General features: G+C 73.4%; 18 protein-coding genes, 1 other RNA gene and 1 pseudogene. 7 read left to right on the top strand and 13 right to left on the bottom strand.

The window, feature by feature from the left end; all coding sequences use genetic code 11:
* Positions 1-45: 45 nt before the first annotated feature.
* From ACFU0Y_RS09330 to smpB, 3 genes are all read right to left on the bottom strand, one after another.
* Positions 46-960, bottom strand: a complete 915-nt coding sequence (locus tag ACFU0Y_RS09330) for a DUF4190 domain-containing protein (RefSeq protein WP_380214200.1) — start codon at positions 958-960, stop codon at positions 46-48.
* A 200-nt stretch (positions 961-1,160) separates the two neighbouring features.
* Positions 1,161-1,544, bottom strand: a transfer-messenger RNA (tmRNA) gene (ssrA, locus tag ACFU0Y_RS09325).
* Positions 1,545-1,630: 86 nt separating this feature from the next.
* Entirely contained in the window at positions 1,631-2,107 is a 477-nt protein-coding gene (gene smpB / locus ACFU0Y_RS09320) for an SsrA-binding protein SmpB (RefSeq protein ID WP_380214199.1), read from the bottom strand.
* A 178-nt stretch (positions 2,108-2,285) separates the two neighbouring features.
* Here smpB and ACFU0Y_RS09315 point away from each other — a divergent pair, with 178 nt between their 5' ends.
* Positions 2,286-3,521: a polysaccharide pyruvyl transferase family protein gene (locus tag ACFU0Y_RS09315; RefSeq protein ID WP_380214198.1), complete on the top strand. Its 1,236-nt coding sequence runs from the start codon at positions 2,286-2,288 to the stop codon at positions 3,519-3,521.
* Between the two features lie 75 nt (positions 3,522-3,596).
* On the opposite strand, the gene prfB is transcribed toward ACFU0Y_RS09315, so the two are convergent.
* Positions 3,597-4,718 (bottom strand): peptide chain release factor 2, encoded by a 1,122-nt coding sequence (gene prfB, locus ACFU0Y_RS09310; RefSeq protein ID WP_380214197.1) that lies wholly within the window; start codon positions 4,716-4,718, stop codon positions 3,597-3,599.
* 88 nt (positions 4,719-4,806) lie between these two features.
* Between prfB and ACFU0Y_RS09305 the strand changes: the two genes are divergently transcribed.
* From ACFU0Y_RS09305 to ACFU0Y_RS09290, 4 genes and pseudogenes are all read left to right on the top strand, one after another.
* Positions 4,807-5,970 (top strand): glucose-1-phosphate adenylyltransferase family protein, encoded by a 1,164-nt coding sequence (locus tag ACFU0Y_RS09305; protein ID WP_380214196.1) that lies wholly within the window; start codon positions 4,807-4,809, stop codon positions 5,968-5,970.
* Between the two features lie 159 nt (positions 5,971-6,129).
* Positions 6,130-6,756 (top strand): annotated as a pseudogene (locus ACFU0Y_RS09300) (glycerophosphodiester phosphodiesterase family protein); the annotation flags it as partial.
* The gene (locus ACFU0Y_RS09295) at positions 6,690-7,079 is read left to right on the top strand and encodes a glycerophosphodiester phosphodiesterase (protein WP_380214201.1); all 390 of its coding nucleotides are present in this window, start codon (positions 6,690-6,692) and stop codon (positions 7,077-7,079) included. The pseudogene ACFU0Y_RS09300 and the gene ACFU0Y_RS09295, both read left to right, overlap by 67 nt.
* A gap of 60 nt (positions 7,080-7,139) precedes the next feature.
* Positions 7,140-9,416, top strand: a complete 2,277-nt coding sequence (locus tag ACFU0Y_RS09290) for a DUF3376 domain-containing protein (protein WP_380214195.1) — start codon at positions 7,140-7,142, stop codon at positions 9,414-9,416.
* Positions 9,417-9,435: 19 nt separating this feature from the next.
* Here ACFU0Y_RS09290 and ACFU0Y_RS09285 read toward each other — a convergent pair whose 3' ends face one another.
* The 7 genes from ACFU0Y_RS09285 to ACFU0Y_RS09255 all read right to left on the bottom strand — a co-directional run bounded on the left by ACFU0Y_RS09285 (position 9,436) and on the right by ACFU0Y_RS09255 (position 14,194).
* A complete protein-coding gene (locus tag ACFU0Y_RS09285) occupies positions 9,436-9,900 on the bottom strand; it encodes a pilus assembly protein TadG-related protein (protein ID WP_380214194.1) in 465 nt (154 codons plus the stop codon).
* Positions 9,901-10,004: 104 nt separating this feature from the next.
* Positions 10,005-10,469 (bottom strand): hypothetical protein, encoded by a 465-nt coding sequence (locus ACFU0Y_RS09280; RefSeq protein ID WP_380214193.1) that lies wholly within the window; start codon positions 10,467-10,469, stop codon positions 10,005-10,007.
* The gene (locus ACFU0Y_RS09275) at positions 10,450-10,857 is read right to left on the bottom strand and encodes a TadE/TadG family type IV pilus assembly protein (protein ID WP_380214192.1); all 408 of its coding nucleotides are present in this window, start codon (positions 10,855-10,857) and stop codon (positions 10,450-10,452) included. The genes ACFU0Y_RS09280 and ACFU0Y_RS09275 overlap by 20 nt, the downstream gene beginning before the upstream one ends.
* 2 nt (positions 10,858-10,859) lie before the next feature.
* Complete coding sequence (locus ACFU0Y_RS09270) at positions 10,860-11,084, bottom strand: hypothetical protein (protein WP_380214191.1); 225 nt, start codon at positions 11,082-11,084, stop codon at positions 10,860-10,862.
* Positions 11,085-11,136: 52 nt separating this feature from the next.
* A complete protein-coding gene (locus tag ACFU0Y_RS09265) occupies positions 11,137-12,081 on the bottom strand; it encodes a type II secretion system F family protein (protein WP_380214190.1) in 945 nt (314 codons plus the stop codon).
* A complete protein-coding gene (locus ACFU0Y_RS09260) occupies positions 12,078-12,935 on the bottom strand; it encodes a type II secretion system F family protein (RefSeq protein ID WP_380214188.1) in 858 nt (285 codons plus the stop codon). The genes ACFU0Y_RS09265 and ACFU0Y_RS09260 overlap by 4 nt, the downstream gene beginning before the upstream one ends.
* On the bottom strand, positions 12,932-14,194 hold the full coding sequence (locus tag ACFU0Y_RS09255; protein ID WP_380214187.1) for a CpaF family protein: 1,263 nt from the start codon (positions 14,192-14,194) through the stop codon (positions 12,932-12,934). The genes ACFU0Y_RS09260 and ACFU0Y_RS09255 overlap by 4 nt, the downstream gene beginning before the upstream one ends.
* Before the next feature lie 328 nt (positions 14,195-14,522).
* Here ACFU0Y_RS09255 and ACFU0Y_RS09250 point away from each other — a divergent pair, with 328 nt between their 5' ends.
* Positions 14,523-15,470: a glycerophosphodiester phosphodiesterase gene (locus tag ACFU0Y_RS09250; RefSeq protein ID WP_380214186.1), complete on the top strand. Its 948-nt coding sequence runs from the start codon at positions 14,523-14,525 to the stop codon at positions 15,468-15,470.
* A gap of 17 nt (positions 15,471-15,487) precedes the next feature.
* Here ACFU0Y_RS09250 and ACFU0Y_RS09245 read toward each other — a convergent pair whose 3' ends face one another.
* The gene (locus ACFU0Y_RS09245) at positions 15,488-15,904 is read right to left on the bottom strand and encodes a DUF2304 domain-containing protein (protein WP_380214184.1); all 417 of its coding nucleotides are present in this window, start codon (positions 15,902-15,904) and stop codon (positions 15,488-15,490) included.
* Positions 15,905-15,954: 50 nt separating this feature from the next.
* Positions 15,955-16,620, bottom strand: coding sequence for a glycosyltransferase family 2 protein (locus tag ACFU0Y_RS09240; protein WP_380214183.1), 666 nt, complete (start codon positions 16,618-16,620; stop codon positions 15,955-15,957).
* 144 nt (positions 16,621-16,764) lie between these two features.
* On the opposite strand from ACFU0Y_RS09240, the gene ACFU0Y_RS09235 reads away from it, so the two are divergent.
* Positions 16,765-18,837, top strand: coding sequence for a DUF6541 family protein (locus ACFU0Y_RS09235; RefSeq protein WP_380214182.1), 2,073 nt, complete (start codon positions 16,765-16,767; stop codon positions 18,835-18,837).
* The last annotated feature ends 78 nt before the right edge of the window (positions 18,838-18,915 follow it).

The following is an 18,915-nucleotide window of genomic DNA, read 5'->3' as shown; positions in this document are numbered from 1 at the left end:
CACCTGCCGGTGCGGGCCCCCGTCGTCGTCAGTGCCGAGCGGCGGTCACAGGCCCTGGCCGGTGGTCAGCCCCATCTCCCGCTCGATGCACTCCTGGAGCGCCGCCTGGTCCGTGGAGTACTGCGAGCAGGCCTCCATGGCGGGCCCGAACTCCCCGATCAGCGCCCCGAAGAGCACGAGGAAGAGGATGCTCGCCAGGATCGCCAGGACGCTGAGCACGATGCCGATGATCGGCAGGGCCTTGGACGCGCCCGGCGTCCGGCCGAGCTTGCGCAGGGCCACGATGCCCAGCACCAGACCGACAATGCCCGGGACGATGCCGAGCACGAACCAGCACGTCAGCAGCGCCACGATGCCCAGCACCAGGGAGGCGATGCCCAGACCCGTGCCCGCGGGACGCGAGCCCGTGCCGTACTGGTTCATGTCGTACTGCCCCTGGTGGCCAGGCTGCCCCTGGTAGCCCTGGCCGCCGTACTGGCCCTGGCCGTAGGAGTCCTGCCCCGCGTAGCCCTGGCCGCCGTACTGGCTCTGGCCGTACTGGCCCTGGCCGTACTCGTCCTGGCCGTACTGACCCTGGCCGTACTGACCCTGCCCGTACTGGCCCTGCCCGGAGGAGTCCTGCCCCCGGTAGCCCCGGTCGTCGCCGCCCTGGCCGTACTGACCCTGCTGGTACTGCCCGGAGCCGTACTGGCCCTGGCCGTACTGATTCTGGTCGTACTGATTCTGGCCGTACTGACCCTGGCCGTACTGGCTCTGGTAGCCCTGTTGCGCCTGGCCGTACTGCGGGGTGGAGTACGGGTCGCCGGCGCCGCCCTGTTCGGAGCCCTGCGGCTCGTAGGAGGGGCCCGAGGGCGCTCCCTCGACGCGCTGGCCGTACTCGGGAACGTCCCGGCGGCCGAAGCTCGACGACCCGCCGGCACCGGTGCCGCTCTGGTCTGGCGTGTTGTCGTGGTGGCTCATGGCGATGCCCTTTCGGTCGTCTGCGGTACGGCACCAGCTTGTCACACGGCCCGCCCGGGCGTGCCTCTTCCCCGTCGGGCGCGGCCGGGGGCGGGCCGGGGGCGGTACCCGTCCGCCGGAGGCGCTCGGACACCGGGCCCGCAGGCATCCGGGCACGAAAAAACCGGGGAGCGCCTCGCGGCGCTCCCCGGTCGGGGATCTCGTGGAGATGGGGGGAATTGAACCCCCGTCCGATGCAGCATTGTCAGGGCTTCTCCGGGTGCAGTCTGCTGGGCGTTTTCTCAGTCCCGGCCCTCGTGCAGACACGTGGCCGACGGACTCAGTCACGAGTTGATGTTCCCCAGACGTCCGCGACACCCGTCTGGAGCAGTGGCCTTCTAGTTGATGCCAGATCCCGAGGCGAAGGCGAACTCGGACTGACAGTCACCTTTGTAGCTGGTTACGCGGCGAGCGCGAAGTCAGCGTTGGTGGCGTTGCTCTTAGATTCGGCAACTATTGTTTTACAGAGAGCGTTTACGAGATAACTCTGCGTCCTCGACCCGCTTCCCCTGTCTCAACTCACATCGTCGAAACCGATCATCCCCGTATTCTGTTCTCAAGCACCCCGCCGTGACGGGATGTGCCAGTCTACCGCGTGGTACTGCCGCCCGCAAGCATCCCGACGGCTTGCTCAGCCGAGGTTCTTGTAGCGCATGGCCCGCTGCGCCTCGCGGTTGTCCTGCTGCTCGCGCAGCGTCTGGCGCTTGTCGTACTCCCGCTTGCCCTTGGCCACGGCGATCTCCACCTTGGCCCGCTTCCCGTCCACGAAGTACAGGGACAGCGGCACGATCGTGAAGCCGGACTCGCGGGTCTTCTGCTGGATCTTGTCCATCTCGCTGCGGTGCAGGAGCAGCTTCCGGCGGCGGCGGGCGGAGTGGTTGGTCCACGAGCCCTGCAGGTACTCCGGGATGTGGACGCCCTCGAGCCACAGCTCGCCGTCGGTGAACTGGCAGAACCCGTCCACGAGCGAGGCGCGGCCCATCCGCAGGGACTTCACCTCGGTGCCCATGAGGGCGAGGCCGGCCTCGTAGGTGTCGAGGATGTGGTAGTCGTGCCGGGCCTTCTTGTTGTTGGCGACGACCTGGCGACCGGTGTCCTTCTTGGCCATGGGCCTCCTCCCGGGAGTCGGTGCGGACGGGGCTCCGCCGCGCACCGGGGCACACGGCAGATCCTCCATCCTACGCCACGGCGCCCGCGCGGCGCCGACGACCGGCGGCCGGTCCGGAGCAGCCCGGTGCCGGACCGTCTCCCCAGGTGAGCGCGCCCGCACCCGCTAAGCTGGGCGGATGCTGGAGCCAGTTCCCACCGAGCGCCCACCCGCCGCGGACGTCCTGTACCTCGTCGGCACGAGCGGTCACCCGAACTACGGCGACGAGTTCATCGCCGCCTCGTGGTTGCGCTTCCTCGCCCGGGCCCGGCCCGGCGCCGAGGTGTGGCTCGACTGCCCGAACCCCGGGCTGGCGTCCCACCTGTTCGACGGGCTGCACCCGGGGCTGCGGACCACCGACACCCTGTGGCGGCTCGCCGTCGAGACGGCGGGGATGGATCCGGCCGCGGCGGACGCCCACGTGGACCGGGTGGTGACCCAGCTGGGCTCTCCGCGCTACGACCTCGGACTGCTCGGCGCCCGCCGGGCCGGCTCGGTGCACTTCCTCGGGGGCGGGTACCTGAACTCGATCTGGCCGCACCACGCGCGTCTGCTGCGCGCGGCGCTGCGGTTGCGCGAGGTCTCCGGCGCGCGGCTCGTGGCCACCGGCCTGGGTCTGGCGCCCTCCGCCGACACCGAGGGCCTGCGCGCCGCGCTCGGCGTCTTCGACCACGCCACGGTCCGCGACGCGCCCAGCGCCCAGCTCGCCCGGGCCGAGCGCGCCCCCGACGACGCCTTCCTCGGTCTGCCCGGCCTGGCGGGCCACACCGGCGCGCCGGTCCAGGGCGCGGCTGACGGCGACGTGTGGGTGTGCCTGCAGAGCGACATGTCCGAGCCCGGGGTCCTCGAGGACGCCGTCGCCGCCGTGCGAGCCGCGCTGACCGGCCCGGCGCTGGCCGGTCGGACCGTGCGCTACCTCGAGGCGATCCCCGGCGCGGACCGTGCGGCCTTCGACCGGCTCGCCGACCTCGTCCCGGAGGAGAACTTCGTCCCCTTCACCCAGCTCTGGCAGGAGGGCTTCCCGGCCCGCCCCGGCCAGACGTGGCTCACCTCGCGGTTCCACTTCCACCTGCTCGCAGCTGCGTGCGGCGCGGAGGGCGCAGCGCTCGAGGTCAGCCCGGACTACTACCGCGTCAAGCACCAGTCGCTGCTCGAGGCCGGGACGGGCTGGTCGATCACCCCGACCGGCAGCACGGCAGCGGCCCCACCGGGCCGGTCGCCGGACTTCCCGGCCACGGCCGCGCGGCTGCACCGCACCAAGCTGCGGGAGGCGGAGGAGCTGTACCCGGCGGCCGTCGTGCCCGACGCCCGCGTCGCCGAGCCGGAGGCCCGCACCCTGCCGGGGCGGACGGTGGCGCGCTTCCTGCGCCGCTGAACCGGGCGTGACGGGCGGTCCGGCGGACGCTCCGCCGCGCCGCTCGGGCCGGCGGGCGGTGCGGCGGCGAGGGGCTCAGGCGTCGGCCGGTGCGTGTCGCTGGTCGGCGCGCCAGCGGATCCCGGCGTCGACGAAGCCGTCGATCGCGCCGTCGAAGATCGCGGAGGGGTTGCCCTCCTCGTGGTTGGTCCGCAGGTCCTTGACCATCTGGTACGGGTTCAGGACGTAGGAGCGCATCTGGTCGCCCCAGGACGCCTTGACGTCCCCGGCCAGTTCCTTCTTCTTGGCGCTCTCCTCCTCCTGGCGCTGGAGCAGGAGCCGCGACTGGAGCACGCGCAGCGCGGCCGCGCGGTTCTGGATCTGGGACTTCTCGTTCTGCATGGACACGACGATGCCGGTGGGGATGTGGGTCATCCGCACCGCGGAGTCCGTGGTGTTCACGGACTGCCCGCCGGGGCCCGAGGAGCGGAAGACGTCCACCTTGATCTCGGCCTCGGGGATCTCGACCGAGTCGTCCTGCTCGATGAGCGGGATGACCTCCACCGCCGCGAACGAGGTCTGGCGCCGCCCCTGGTTGTCGAACGGGGAGATGCGCACGAGCCGGTGGGTGCCGGCCTCGACGGACAGGGTGCCGAAGGCGTAGGGCGCCTTGACCTCGAAGGTCGCGGACTTCAGCCCGGCCTCCTCCGCGTAGGAGGTGTCCAGCACGGTGGTCGGGTAGCCGTGGCGCTCGGCCCAGCGCAGGTACATGCGCATGAGCATCTCGGCGAAGTCGGCGGCGTCCACGCCACCGGCGCCCGAGCGGATGGTCACCACGGCCTCGCGCTCGTCGTACTCGCCCGAGAGCAGCGTCTGCACCTCCAGCCGGGAGAGGGCCTTCTTGACCGCGGCGAGCTCCTCCACGGCGAGCTCGAGGGTCTCGGCGTCGTCCTCCTCGGCGGCCAGCTGCACCATGACCTCGATGTCGTCGATGCGACCGCCCAGCTTCTCGAGACGCTCGAGGTCGGACTGCTTGTGGGAGAGCTTGGAGGTGATCTTCTGCGCCGCGGAGGGGTCGTCCCAGAGGTCCGGGGCCGTCGCCTGCTGCGAGAGCTCGGCGATGTCCCGCTTGATGGCGTCGACGTCGCTCACGGCCTCGATGGACGCGAACGTGGAACGGAGGGCGGAGATCTCTGCCGGGAAGTCAAGGGAGGCCATGGAAGCCAAGATTATCCCATGGGGGCAAATCACCCCGGTCCCGCCCGCCCCCGCTCTGGCAGGATGGTGCCGAGAGGAAGGAAGCACGATGCGCATCCCTCGGACCCTGGCCCTGGTCCTCGCCGGCGGGAAGGGCTCCCGCCTCGGCGCCCTGACCGAGAAGAAGGTCAAGCCCGCCCTGCCCGTGGCGGGCACCTACCGGCTCATCGACGTGGCCCTGTCCAACCTCGTGCACTCCCACCTCTCTGACGTGTGGGTCGTGGAGCAGTTCCTCCCGCACGGCCTCAACGTCCACCTGGCCAACGGACGCCCCTGGGACCTCGACCGCACCCACGGCGGCCTGCAGGTCCTGCCCCCGTACCAGGGCACCGAGGGCGAGGGCTTCGCCGAGGGCAACGCGGACTCCCTCTACCGGCAGAAGGACCTGATCCGCGACTTCGCCCCGGACCTGGTCCTCGTGCTCAGCGCCGACCACCTCTACACCCTGAACTTCCTCGACGTGATCGACACCCACCTCGCCCGGGAGGCCGACCTGACCGTGGTCACCACGCTCGTCGACGATGACCCGTCCCGCTACGGGGTGGTGCAGGTCGACGACGACGGCCGTGTCACCGGCTTCGACTACAAGCCGGACGAGCCCCGGGGGCGGCTGGTCGCGGGCGAGATGTTCCTCTACGACGCGCAGAAGCTGCTGGCGGCCCTGGACCTCCTGCACGAGCAGGAGGGCGGGCTCGAGGACTACGGCCACGACCTGGTCCCGTGGTTCGTGGCCCACCGCACGGTGGTGGAGCACCGCCTGGACGGCTACTGGATGGACCTGGGCACCCTGCAGTCCTACTGGACCGCGCACCTGCAGATGCTCGACGGCGGCGGCGTGACCCTGGACGACCCCGACTGGCCGATCCTCTCGGCCCAGCCGCAGCGGGTGCCCGCCCGGATCGCCGACAGCGCGCACCTGCGCGCCTCGATGGTCGCCGCGGGCGCGATCGTGCGCGGTGCGGTGGAGCACTCGGTGCTCGGGCCCGGCGTCGTCGTCGAGAAGGGCGCCACCGTGCGCGGCTCGGTGCTGCTGGACGGCGTCCGGGTGGGCCCCGGGGTGACCCTCGTGAACGTCGTGGCCGACATGGGCGCCGACATCACCGGCGGCGGCCGCCGCGGCTCGGAACAGGGCATCACCCTGATCGGCGAGGACGGCGAGGTGAGCGTCACGGAGGACTTCGACCGCTCCGCGGTCCTCCCGGACGGCTACTGAGGCACGGCCGTCGGCGCCCCGAGCGCCCGGCTTGTCCTGCGTCACACGGACGCCCTGTAACGCCGCAGTAACGCGGCGCCCGCATTCTGCTCGTATGCAGGTGCCCGCGGCGCTGCAGCGCCCGGAGCACGAGTGCTGTCCCGAGCGGGAGGAATCTCCATGAGCAACGCTCTCATCAGGCAGGACGGGCCCGGCGCCGTCGTCGCCGACAATCTCTGGGAGTTCCGGCTGGGCGCTGTCCCCTTCGCCGTGGGCCTGCTCGCGGGCGTGGCCGGAACGGTGCTGACGCTGCGCAGGGCGAAAGGGTCCGGGCAGCTCAAGACGCGAACGCCGACGGGCTGGCCGGTCGACATCGCCCACCGGGGCGGTGCCGCGCTGGTGCCGGAGAACACCCTCGAGGGCTTCCGGGAAGCAGTGGCCCTCGGGGACGTCACCCTGGAACTGGACGCGCGGATGTGCGCCGACGGCGAGATCGTCGTGATCCACGACGCCACAGTGGAGCGGACGACCGACGGCACCGGGACAGTGGCCCACAAGGGCCGCGCCGACCTGCAGCGACTGGACGCCGGATACCGATTCCCCTCGGACAACGTGGCCGAACACCCCTGGCGAGGGCGCGGCGTGCGCGTCCCCACGCTCGAGGCGGTCTACCAGCAGCACCCCGACCGGCCCGTCGTCATTGAGCTCAAGGACGAACGGCCCGGCTCGGCGGAGGCCCTGTGGCGGACCGTCGACGCCGCCGGCGCCCAGGCGCGCACGCTCGTGGCCACGAACCGCACGCTCCCGCTCCGGCGCTTCCGACGGGCCTCCGGCGGGGTGGTTCCGACGGCGGCCTCAGTGAACGAGTTCGCCCTGTTCTGGCTGCTCAGCTTCCTGCACCTCCACCGCGCCTACGACCCGCCGTTCCAGGCGCTCCAGCCGCCGGAGGTCTACAAAGGCATCCGGGTGGTCACCCCTCCCTCGTCCGACGCGCCCACGAGGCGGGGCTCAGGATCGACGTGTGGACGATCAACGCCGAGTCTGACATGCGCCGGCTGTTGGACTGGGGCGTCGACGGCATCATGACGGACCGGCCTGATGTCTTGGCCAGGGTGCTGAGCGGAAGCTGACCGGACAGCACGCATCCCGGCGTCCGCCGTCCGCGGTCGCACGAGCAGAGAGACACGACGATGAACGCACAGCGGGAGACCCGCTTCGCCCTGGTCCTCAACGGCGGGGTGAGCCTGGCCGTCTGGATGGGCGGGGTGACGCACGAACTCAACCGGCTGCGGCTGGCGTCTGCCGCCGCATCTCCACCCGAACGTCCGGCCGAGGCGGCCGTGCAGAAGGCCTGGCGGGACGTCCTAGCCGCCGCAGACCGCACTGCCGTTGTCGACACCGTTGCTGGCACCAGCGCGGGAGGAGTCAACGGCACCTTGATCGCCGCGGCCATCGCCGGAGGCAAGGATCTCCCGGACATGAGGACCACCTGGTCCGATCTCGCGGCCCTGCGGCCGGGGCAGCTCCTGCGCGAGCCGCCGAAGCGCCCGGGCAGGGGCACCCAGCCCATGAACTCCATGCTCGACGGGACGTTCTTCCACGACCAGCTCGAGAACCTGATCGACCGACTGGCCGGAGACGGTGCCCTGACGGAGCCCCAGGACTGCACGCTCCTCGTGACGGCGACGGCACTCGACGCCCCGGCGGTGCCGATCCACCTCGAGGGCGAGGCACACGGGGCCATGGTGGACAGTCGTCGCGTCTTCCGGTTCGAACGCCGCACGGACGACGAACGCCGTGTCAAAGACGACTTCGCCACCCGGCGGGAGTGCCTGGCCCTGGCGTCCCGCGCCTCGGCCTCGTTCCCGGTGGCGTTCGAGCCCGTGGGCGAGACGGAGGAGCTGCACCGCTGCCTGATCTCGCCGTCCGGGGCGGAGAGGACGCCATTCCTCATCGACGGCGGGGTCCTCGACAACGCCCCGTTCGGCCCGCTCATGGACGTCCTCCGGCAGCGGCCGGTCGGGGCGCCGTTCGACCGGGTGCTGCTGTACGTCACACCCTCGCCGGGGGTCTCCGGCCCCGCCAAGGCGCTGGAGGACCGCCCCTCCGCCGCCCAGATCCTGGGCCGGGTCGCGAGCGCGATACGTGAACCCGACCAGCGTCTGGACTACGAGGGCCTGCGCGACGCGTTCCGGCGCATGGGCTACACGGTCTCGGCTCCGCACGACGCCGTCGTCCGGCTCCTGCGCTCTCCCGACCCCGCCGCCTACATCGAGACGTCACAGGCCGTGCTGGCCGCGGACCAATGGTTCAGGACGTACCGCTTCTCCCGGGCCGAGGCCGTGGAACACTGGCTCGGCTCCTTCGACTCCGGCGTTCGCTTCGCCCTGCCCGAGCCCACCGAGCTCCACCCGGACGACCTGCATCCGGTCCCGACCCGGCTCGCTCACACGGAGGACCAGTGGCGTTGGGGACTGGCGACCGCGGAACGCCTGCTGCGCTGGTGGGGACGGGCGCTGGTGGCCTACTCCCGGGACAGGGGCGACCTCGGGGGCGCGATGCAGCACGCCTTCGGCGAGGTCGACCGGGCACAGCGGCGCATCGCCCGGCTCGAGGAACAGCTGGAGGCGCACCTGCGATCGGACGTCCAGACGACCGCCACGGCACGGGCGCACCGGTTGAACGACTTCTACACCCCCGCCATGGACGCCGACATCAGAGGGGCCGTCCATGCCGCCGCGCAGGCCATCGCCCGCCTGCCCATGCTCAAGGACGTCGACGCGGCCTCCCTCATCGACTTCACGCTGGCCGTCGAGGTGGCCAGCGCCGTCCTCGCGTGGAGCACCAACTCCGAGGCGGACGAACCCACGTTCCGCTACCGGCAGATCACCCCGGCGGCCCGCCCCATCCTGTCCGTCGGCGAGGTCACCGGGAAGGACGACTGGCTGGAGCGCAAGCTGTACGGGCAGCGGTGGGCCCACTTCGGTGCCTTCGCCAGCGACGAGGGACGCTGCGCCGATTGGCTGTGGGGTCGCCTCGACGGGGCGAGCGCCCTCTGCGACTACCTGCTGGAGTCGGTGGACCCAGACGAGGCCCGGCCGCTCGAGGAGGAGCTGGCCCGGGCGATCCTCGCCGCCGAGGACAGCAGCGAGGACCTGCTGCGCGCCGCCGTGGCCGAGGCCGACGGCACGACCGGAGCGTCCCTGCTGCGCCACATGAGCCGGCCCGAGCGGCAGAGCGCCGCACGGCTGCTGTGGCGGCAGGCCGTCACGCTCGCGGCGGACACCTCACCCGGCGCGGCTCGTGCCCAGCACGTGGCCCGCGCCTTCGCTGATCCCACCTGGAAGGCGAAGGACCTGCGGAAGGCACCCTTGCGGACCAGGGCCCTGGCGCGCAGCGCACGGATCTACGGCTGGCCGGTCCGCGGCATGGTCCGCCGCCGGGTCGAACGGCTGCTCGACCTCTGAGGACCGCCCCGAAGATCGTTCAGCGGCCCAGTTGTGCGCGGGCGTCGCTCGTGGCGGAGATCGGGATGCCGTCGGGCACCAGCAGGTTGATCACCGGCGGGTGCACGACGGCGGACAGCGTCACCTCCGCGGTCCGCCCGTCCGGGCTCCCCGTGGGCGCGGCCACGGCCAGGCCCGGAGTGCCGGTCCAGGCGCGGACCGTGTCGAGGTAGGCGGCCGCGGCGCCCGCCACGGCGGCGTCGTCCAGGACCGTGGCCGGCGGGGCGCCGCCCTCCCCCGGGTCCAGCGCCACGAACGTGTCGGCCGCGGCGAGCGCGGCGTTGTCCGCCAGCACCTGGAGCTTGCGCTCCCCCACGTAGACCGCGGTGACGGCCATGACCACGATCGTCAGCAGGAGCAGCACGACCGCGAAGCCGATGACGAGGATCGTGACCTGGCCGTCGTCACCGTGCCCGTCCCGCTCCGGGGCGCCACCCGGCTCCACGCACCTCTCGCGGCACCGGTTCCGGCCGCCGTCCCCGCCCCGGCCCCCGTTCCCGTACCGGCGTCGGTCCCGGTCCCGCGCGTCCGGACGGGCGGCCCGCCCGCTCATCCGTAGCGCCCGATCACGACCGTGGCCGAGGACGTCAGCACGGCGACGTCCAGGCCGGTGGACCCGGGCACCAGCGGCAGCGGGACGTCCAGGGAGGCGTGCACGGTGGCCACCGCGCCGGGCGCCGCGCAGGCCCCGTCCGAGCACTCGAGCCGGATCGACAGCCGGTCGGGGGCGAAGCCCTGGTCCGCGGCGGCCAGCTGTGCCGCGGCGTCGAGGCCGGACTCGGACAGCTCCCCGGCCTCGGCGCGGGCCAGCAGCTGGGAGGCCTGCTGCGCGGCGGCCACGACCGCGAAGGCCCCGGACTGGACCTGGGCCACCGCGAGCACGAAGTAGACCACCGGAACGAGCAGCAGGGTACCCAGCGCGACGAACTCCACGACCGCGCTGCCCTCGTCGCGGTCGGCGCGCGCTCCGGCCGCCCCGGCCGCTCCGGGCGCCTCAGTCGCCGAGGACGGCATGGCCGCGCACCTCCAGGGACTCGGGCGGACCGAACAGGGCCACCACGGGCAGCGGCGCCACCACGGTGATCTCCAGGGTCCGCAGCCCGCCCACCGTGACGGGCGCGGCGACCACGTCCTGGGCGTACCGGGGTCCCAGGGCGCCGGAGACGATCCGGCGGGTCCGCTCGACCCCGTCCCCGGGCGAGCGGTCGGCGAGGGTCCCGTACCGGGCGCCGGCCGCGGCGGCGTCGATCAGCGTGTTGCGCACGTGCAGGGCCAGGGCGAGCTGCAGCGTGGCCGCGAAGATCATCGCCACGAGTCCGGCCACCATGACGTACTCGACCACGGCGCTGCCCCGGTCCGGCTCAGGCGGCCCCGCACTCGGCCGGCGACGGTTCCCGACCATCCTCAGTTCTGGCTCACGCGGGCCATCGCGTCCTGGAACAACCCCTCCAGGGCCGGCTGCGCGACCAGCAGCAGACCCGCCACGAGGACCGCGGACATCAGGGTCAGCATCACCCAGCCGGGGACGTCGCCGCGGTCGGGATCGTCGGCGGCGAGCCGGCCGCGCAGGGCGGACAGGACGAGGGGGACGACGCCGAGCAGGGCGGCGAGCCGGTGGAGGTGGGTCATGGGTGTGTCCTTTCCTGGAGGGCGGCCGGTCCCCGGCCGCCCGGATGGGCGGTCAGAAGCCGAGCTCGAGCACGGCGAGCCCGGGGTACACGGCGAACACGACCGTCAGCGGCAGGACGAAGAACACCAGGGGCACCATCATGGCGATCTCCTTGCGCCCGGCCGCCTCCATCAGCTCGCGCTTGTCGTGGTCCCGCACGTCCTGGGCCTGGGCCCGCAGCACGTCCGCGAGGGGCGTGCCGCGCTCGATGGCCACGACGATGCCGTCCACGAACCGGCCGATCGGTGCCACCGGGGTGCGGGCGGAGAAGTCCTGGAGCGCGTGCACGAGTCCGGCGCCGGACCGGGTCTGGGCCAGGACCGCCCGGAACTCGGCGGTGAGCTCGCCCTCGGCGACCCGGCACACCCGCTCGAGCGAACCCACCGCGCTCTCCCCGGCCCCGACCGACAGCGCCATCAGCTCCGCCACCGCAGGGAACTCGGCCAGCATGCGGGCCTCGCGGATCCGGATCCGCCGGCTCAGCAGGTGCCCGCGCAGCAGGTGCCCGGCGGCCGTCGCCGCGCCCACGGCCAGCAGCACCCCGCCGGGACCCGTGCCCCAGCGGGCCGCCGCGGCCACGCCGAGCAGGACGCCGAGCAGGAGGCCCCCCGACGCGAAGAGCAGCTGCTCGGCGCGGAAGTCCGCCACCGTGGTGCTGGTCCCCGCCCGGGCCAGCCGTCGCTCCAGCGCCTCGGACGGAGCGGCGTTCCGGACCAGGCGCCGGGCCAGCCCGCGCACGAGCGGATCGCGCCCCGCCGCGGCGCGTCCGGGCGCGCGCGCCGCGCGGTGCCCGGGAGGGGCGAGCAGTGCCGACTCGACCTCCACCGAGCGCAGCTGCGGCGAGATCCGGGTCGCGAAGGAGGGGCCGCCGGTGACCCGGGCGCCGGTGAGCACCAGCCAGAGCCCGGCGGCGTGCACCAGGCCGAGGAGCACCAGCAGCGCGGGGGAGACACTCATCGCAGCACCCGTTCGGGCTCTGGCAGCGCACCGATCCGCAGCATGAGGCGGTAGGCGGTCACCGAGACGACCAGCCCGCCGATCAGCACGATCGCGCCGGCCGGGGTGTCGTAGGCCCGGATCGCGGCGGGCTGGGTGGCCATCAGGGCCAGGACGATCCAGGGGGCGGCCACCGCCAGACGAGCGGCGTTGACCGTCCAGGACTGGCGGGCCTCGAGCTCGCCGCGGGTGCGGGCGTTCTCCCGCAGGAACTCCGACAGCGTTCCGAGCAGCCGGCCGAGGTCGGTCCCGCCGACCTCCCGGGTCACGCGCAGGGCCTCGACGATGTTGTCGGCCACGGGGTCGGCCAGCCGGTCCTTGAGCAGGGTGAGCGCACCCTGCAGCTGCCCCGAGGCGCGGTAGTCCGCGGCGAACCGGGCGAAGGCGGGGCGCACCGGCTCGGGGCCGCGGTACTGGAGCTGGATCAGCGCCTCGGGCAGGGACATCCCCGCCCGGATCGCCGAGCGCAGGTGGTCGACGACGTCCGGCCACACCTCGCGCAGGGCGGCCGCCCTGCGGCGGGCGCGGTGCTGGACGACCGCCAGCGGGGCCCAGGCGCCCAGGACGGCGGCGCACAGGCCGAGGGTCCCCGCGCCGGTGGCCGCGGCCACGAGCAGTCCGCTCAGCGTCCCTGCGGCGGCGCACGCGGCGAGCAGCCCCGCCGGGCCGACCCGGGGCAGGTCCGCGCGCAGCAGCAGCTCGCGCAGCCGGCCGGGCCGGCGCGCGCCGGCCGGGCGCGGGGCCTCCTCCGCCCAGCAGGACCACCAGACCAGGAGGACGCCCGCTCCCAGCAGGACGCCCAGCGCCGCGCTCACCGCGCCGCCCCGGCCGTGCCGTCGTCCGCGAGCAGATCGCTCACTCGGTGCCCCGCCCGCTCGAACTTCCACGCCGCCGGCGCCTCGGCGGCCACGGCTCGCAGGTCGCCGTCCGCCTCGGCGAAGACCGGGTACGTCTCGATCACACCGTTCTCGACCCGGTTGCCGATCGCGAGGATCTCGCTCACCCGGCGCCGACCGTGCCGGTCCCGGTGGCAGTGCACCACGAGGTCGAAGCACGAGGCGACCGTGGGCACGACGAAGCCCGTGCTGATGTTCTCCCCCGCCAGCAGGGGCAGGGTGCAGATCTTGGTCACGGCGTCCCGGGCGGAGTTGGCGTGCAGGCTGCACATCCCGGGCAACCCACTGTTCAGCGCGATGAGCATGTCCAGGCTCTCCGCCTCCCGGACCTCCCCGACCACGAGCCGGTCGGGGCGCATTCGCAGCGCCTCCTTCACGAGCCGGCGCAGGGGGATCTCGCCCGTGCCCTCGAGGTTGGGCTGGCGGCACTGCATCCCCACGACGTCGCGCAGCGGGACCTGCAGCTCGAAGATCTCCTCGACCGTCACCACCCGCTCCCGCGGACCGATCGAGGCGCACAGGCAGTTGAGCAGAGTGGTCTTGCCGGCCTGCGTGGCGCCGGAGACGAGGATGTTCAGCCCGCTGGACACGGCCGCGTCGAGGAACCGCGCCGCGCGCGGCGGCAGCGAACCGAGCTCCACGAGGTCGTCCAGCCGCCGGGCCCGGGCCACGAACTTGCGGATGTTCACGGCCCAGTGGCGGCGCGTCACGTCCGGGATCACCACGTGCAGCCGGGAACCGTCCGGCAGCGCGGCGTCCACGAACGGGGAGGACAGGTCGAGCCGGCGCCCCGAGGACTTGAGCATGCGCTCCACCAGGTTGCGGATCTGCGCCTCGGTCAGCACCAGGCTCGTCAGCTCCGACTCCCCGCCGCGGGCGGCGTAGACCTCCGCCGGACCGTTGATCCAGATCTCCTCGACCCGCGGGTCGTCGAGCAGGGGCTGCAGCGGGCCGAACCCGGCGACCAGGTCCAGCAGCACCCGACGGGCGGCGTCCAGGTCCGCCAGGGCCGGCAGCACCCCGCGCGCCGAGCGCTGGTCGTAGTCGCGCACCGCGGCGTCGACCAGCTCCCGGGTCCGCTCCAGCTCCAGCACCGGGTCCAGGCCCCGGCGCCGGATCAGCTCCCGCACCTCGGCCTCGACCAGTCCGAGTGCGTCCTCGGAGAGCAGTGCCGTCATCCGTCCCCCTGCGCCTCGCCCGGTGCGGGACCCGCACCGGCCTGCGCTCCCCCCGGAGCGCATGCACAGGAACATAGGCCGATCCGCCGTCGTCCCCACAACCCCCGACCGCCCGCCTGTGGACAGCCGTCGCTGACGTGCGACGTTGTTCCCGTCCGGAAACACATGAACGGTCACAGGATGCACTCGCATGGACCCTGTTTCGTTCTCCGGGTGTGCGCGGCCGGGCCCCGAGCCGTAGGGTGGGCGGGCGAGCACGCCCCGCACCGGAGGCCCGCCCCGGGCGCCGCCCGTGCTGCGGAGGCCCCCGTCGACCGCAAGGACCGCCGTGACCCACGTGACCACCGAGCAGTCAGGCCCCCGCCCCGATGCCGCCGCCCGGGCCCGGGCGCTGCTGCGCGCGGCCGTCCCCTTCGCCGGGAACCTGCTCACGGGCCCGGTCGACGCGACCCTCGGCCGGCACCTGGCGGCGCCGGTACCGGGTCCGCGGGCTCCGGTGCCCCGGGACTGGCCCGCCGCCTTCGCCCACCGGGGCGGCGCCGAGGTCGCCCCGGAGAACACCCTCGAGGCGTTCCGGGCGGCCGCGGCCCTCGGCGACGTCGTGCTCGAGCTCGACGTTCAGGCCTCCGCCGACGGCACGGCGGTGCTGATGCACGACCTCACGGTGGACCGCACGACGGACGGGACCGGCGCCGTCGCGCGGCTGTCTGCCGCGCAGCTGCGGCGCCTGGACGCCGGGCACGCGTACACCCGCGACGGCGGCTCCTTCCCGTGGCGGGGGCGCGGCGTGCACGTGCCCACGCTCGCGGAGGTCTACGAGGAGTTCCCCGAGCACCGGGTGGCGATCGAGCTCAAGGGCAACCGCCCCGGCGCGGAGGACGTCGTCTGGCGGACCATCCGCACGGCGGGCGCCCAGGAGCGCACGCTCGTCGCGACGAACCGCACGGCCTCGATCCGGCGGTTCCGCCGCGTCTCCGGCGGGGCGGTGCCCACGGCGGCCGCCGTCACGGAGTTCGCGGCCTTCCGGCTGCTGTGCCTGCTGGGCCGGCACGACCGCCACGTCCTCCCGTTCGAGGGACTGCAGCCTCCGGACTCCCTGCTGGGCCTGCGCGTCCTCACCCCCGGCCTCGTGCGGCGCGCCCAGGAGGCGGGTCTGCGGGTCGACGTGTGGACCGTCGACCTGGAGGACGACATGCGCCGGCTGCTCTCGTGGGGCGTGGACGGCGTCATGACGGACCGCCCGGACCTGCTGTCCCGGGTGCTCCGGGAGGTCTGAGCCGCGCGGGACGGGCGTCAGGCCGAGGGACGCTCCGCCGGGGACGTGGGGGCGAACTCGCGCACCGAGACCCGTTCGGCGTGGGCCGGGGCCGGGGCCCACGGCTGCTCCGCCTCCGCGACGGCGATGTGCCGGGCCAGCCGGGTCACGTTGACCTCCTGCTGCCGGTTGCGCAGCGCGGAGGTGGCCTGGGTGATCATGAAGATCACCACGAAGCCGTACAGGACGAGGTCCGTGCCGCGCCCGATCCCGAAGACGTGGGCGACGCCCGTGAGCAGGTCGGGGAAGAAGATGGACAGGGCCGCGAAGACGAAGAAGGCCAAACCCACCACCCGCCGGATCGCCTGGTGCTTGGCGTTGGCCCCGCCGCGGATCAGGGCGAGCGCGCCGTAGCCCACGGCCAGGACCAGCAGGATCTGGACGGCGTAGATCATGGAACGGCTCTTCCCTTCGTCGGTGCGGGCTGGTGGCGGTGCGGTGCGGGTTACTTGACGAACAGCTCGGCGAGGATGTTCACACCGTTGAGCAGCGACTGCCCCTTGGACTTCGAGTAGTCCGTGTAGATGATCTCGACCGGGTGCTCGACCCAGCGGGGCTTGATGTCGGCGAGCTGGTTGACGATCTCCGAGGCGTGCGCCATCCGGTTCTGGGTCAGCCGGATCCGGGAGAGGGTGTCCCGGTCGATGGCGCGGAGACCGTTGTGGGCGTCCGAGAGGTCCATGCCGGTGGACAGCTTGGAGAAGAACGCGGCGGTGCGGAGCACCACCCGCTTCAGCGGGGAGATCCGGGTGCGCCGGTCCAGGAAGCGGGAGCCGAGCACCACCTCGGCCTCGCCCGAGCGGATCCTCCCGACCATGTCCCACGCGTCCACCACGCGGTGCTGGCCGTCGGAGTCGAACGTCACCACGCAGTCCATCCCGGGGTCCTGCAGGGCGTACTCGAAACCGGTCTGCAGCGCCGCGCCCTGGCCGAGGTTGATCGGGTGCTGGACGACGACGGCGCCGGCCTCGGCGCAGATCCGGGCGGAGTCGTCGGAGGATCCGTCGTCGACGCAGACGACGTGCGGGAAGGTCTTCCGGAGCTCCTCCAGCACCTCTCCCACGACGGCTGCCTCGTTGTACACGGGCATGACGATCCACGAACGACTCACCCGGACATTCTCGCACAGCGCGCCGGACCCGCCCGTCAGGTCGGGGGCGGGGTCGTGACCGGCCGGTATGATCGTCCCGACCCCTTCCCCCCGTCGTGAGGACAAGACCGTGCCCGCTGCCAGGCCGAGCCCCGCAGGACCGACGTGCTGACGGATTGGGGACCCTACCTGCCGGCGTTCCTGGTGCTGCTGGCGTTCCTGTGGCTGCCCGGGCTGGCCCTGCTGTGGGCCTTCGGGCAGCGCGGGGGGCGGATCCTGCTGAGCGCCCCGGTCTTCAGCGTCGCCGTCGTCGGCCTCACGGGCGTGGTCCTGGACCTGGTGGGCGTGCCGTACGGCGCGCTGACCCAGGTCGTCGCCGCCGTGGTGCTGGCGGCGCTGGCGTGGCTGGTCGGCCGGCTCGTCCCCCGGGGCGGCCACGGACCCGGCTCCTCCGCCGCCGCCGCGGACCCGGCGGACCCGGAGGCGCGCTTCGGCGACGGACGGCGCTGGTTGTTCCCGGTGGGCGCGGCCGCCGGGCTGGCGATCGGGGCGGTGCTGCTGGTGCGCCGGATGGCCTCCGTGATCGGCCAGCCGGAGGCGATGTCCCAGCGCTGGGACAACATCTTCCACCTCAACGCCATCCGCTACGTCGTGGAGACCGGCAGCGGTTCGACGCTGACCCTGAACCGGATGGTGAGCCCGGAGAGCACCCTCGCCCTCTACCCGGCGGCGTGGCACCAGCTGGCGTCCCTGGCGGTTCCCCTGACCGGCGACAGCGTGCTCGTGGCCCACAACCTGACCCTGCTCGCGGTGGGCGGGCTGGTGTGGCCCGCCTCGTGCATCTTCCTGGTCCGGTGCCTGGTGGGCCCCTCCCCCGTGGCGGCCGTGCTCGCCGGCACGGCCGCCGCCGGGTTCAGCGTCTTCCCGTTCGGCCTCATGGCCTGGGGCCCGCTCTTCCCGAACATCCTCGCCCTGGCGCTCGCCCCGGTGTCCCTGGGCCTGCTCGTGCGCCTGCTCGGGCCCGGAGTGAGCGCGGACCGGACGGCGCGCGCCCCGGACGGGGCCGGCCGGGTCCGGCTGGCCGCCAGCCTGGTGGTCACCCTCGGCGCGCTGTTCGTCTCCCAGCCCAATGCGTTCCTGGCCCTGCTCGTGGTGGCGGTCCCCCTGGCTGCCACGGCCTGGTGGCTCGGTCTGCGCGCGGCGGCGGGCGCCCGGCGCCGCGGACCGGCCCTCGGGCTCGTGGCGGTGGCTGCGGTCGTGGTCGCGGCCTGGCTGCTGCTGTGGAACGTCCTGACCACGGGGTTCGTGTGGGAGCCGTCCACCACGACGGCGCGGGCCGTCGGAGAGGCCCTGCTCTTCGGTGCCAACGGCCGGGAGGACGTCCCCTGGGTCCTCGTGCTGCTCACCGGCGCGGGGATCTACGCCGCCGTCGCCCGCCGGAGACTGCGGTGGCTGGTGATCGCCCACCTCGTGCTCGTGTATCTCTACGCGGTCGCCGCCGCGGGCGAGGAGGGCCCGGTCCGGCAGTGGCTGGTGGGCGGGTGGTACACCGACTCCTACCGCCTCGCGGCCACCCTCCCGTTGACGGCTGTGCCCCTCGTCGGACTCGGCGCGGCGCACGTGGTGGGCGCCCTGGCCACCGGCGCGGCGTCCCTGGCCTCGTTCGCCGGCCGCCCACGGGCCGGCCGCGCCGCCTGGCCCGTCGCGGCGGTCGTGGTGCTCGCGCTCGCGGTCCCGTACTCCCAGGTCGAGTCCCTCACGCAGGCGACGCGGTGGGGCAAGCAGTACTACGCGTGGGAGGGACCGGAGAGCATCCTCAACCAGGACGAGTACGAGCTGCTGCAGGAACTCGACGAGCTCACCGAGCCGGGCGACGTCATCGCGGTCAATCCCTGGAACGGCGGCTCCCTGGCCTTCGCGGTCGCCGAGCGGCCCGTCACCCAGTACCACGTCGAGTCGCCCGGCGTCGAGCTGCGGACGCTGGACCCGGAGCTGCACGCGGTCGCTACGGGGATCGACGACGCCACCCCGGACAGCCCGGCCTGCGCGGCCGCCGAGGAGCTGGAGGTGCAGTGGGTGCTGGACTTCGGCACGCAGTTCATCATCCCCGACGCTCGCCAGGCCGGAGAGTACTCGGGCATCAACGCCGTCGACCCGCAGGCCGCGTCCGGTCTCGCCCTGGTCGAGCGCAACGGGGACGCCGCGCTGTACGAGGTCGTCGGCTGCGACGGCCCCTGAGCACGGGGCGGGTCCCCGCCCCGTGACGGGCCGCGGCGACGACGACGGGCCGCGCCGCTCCAGCAGGAGCCGGGCGGC

Origin of the sequence: Kocuria sp. NPDC057446, from assembly GCF_042802875.1 — a bacterium.
Lineage (GTDB): Bacteria > Actinomycetota > Actinomycetes > Actinomycetales > Micrococcaceae > Kocuria.
This window is presented reverse-complemented; position numbering and strand designations above follow the sequence as displayed.

Bases quoted from the DNA above. Each gene is read 5' to 3' on its own strand.
- ACFU0Y_RS09330 (WP_380214200.1), bottom strand. From the start codon at position 960: ATGAGCCACCACGACAACACGCCAGACCAGAGCGGCACCGGTGCCGGC.
- smpB (WP_380214199.1), bottom strand. From the start codon at position 2,107: ATGGCCAAGAAGGACACCGGTCGCCAGGTCGTCGCCAACAACAAGAAG.
- ACFU0Y_RS09315 (WP_380214198.1), top strand. From the start codon at position 2,286: ATGCTGGAGCCAGTTCCCACCGAGCGCCCACCCGCCGCGGACGTCCTG.
- prfB (WP_380214197.1), bottom strand. From the start codon at position 4,718: ATGGCCTCCCTTGACTTCCCGGCAGAGATCTCCGCCCTCCGTTCCACG.
- ACFU0Y_RS09305 (WP_380214196.1), top strand. From the start codon at position 4,807: ATGCGCATCCCTCGGACCCTGGCCCTGGTCCTCGCCGGCGGGAAGGGC.
- ACFU0Y_RS09290 (WP_380214195.1), top strand. From the start codon at position 7,140: ATGAACGCACAGCGGGAGACCCGCTTCGCCCTGGTCCTCAACGGCGGG.
- ACFU0Y_RS09280 (WP_380214193.1), bottom strand. From the start codon at position 10,469: ATGCCGTCCTCGGCGACTGAGGCGCCCGGAGCGGCCGGGGCGGCCGGA.
- ACFU0Y_RS09275 (WP_380214192.1), bottom strand. From the start codon at position 10,857: ATGGTCGGGAACCGTCGCCGGCCGAGTGCGGGGCCGCCTGAGCCGGAC.
- ACFU0Y_RS09270 (WP_380214191.1), bottom strand. From the start codon at position 11,084: ATGACCCACCTCCACCGGCTCGCCGCCCTGCTCGGCGTCGTCCCCCTC.
- ACFU0Y_RS09265 (WP_380214190.1), bottom strand. From the start codon at position 12,081: ATGAGTGTCTCCCCCGCGCTGCTGGTGCTCCTCGGCCTGGTGCACGCC.
- ACFU0Y_RS09255 (WP_380214187.1), bottom strand. From the start codon at position 14,194: ATGACGGCACTGCTCTCCGAGGACGCACTCGGACTGGTCGAGGCCGAG.
- ACFU0Y_RS09245 (WP_380214184.1), bottom strand. From the start codon at position 15,904: ATGATCTACGCCGTCCAGATCCTGCTGGTCCTGGCCGTGGGCTACGGC.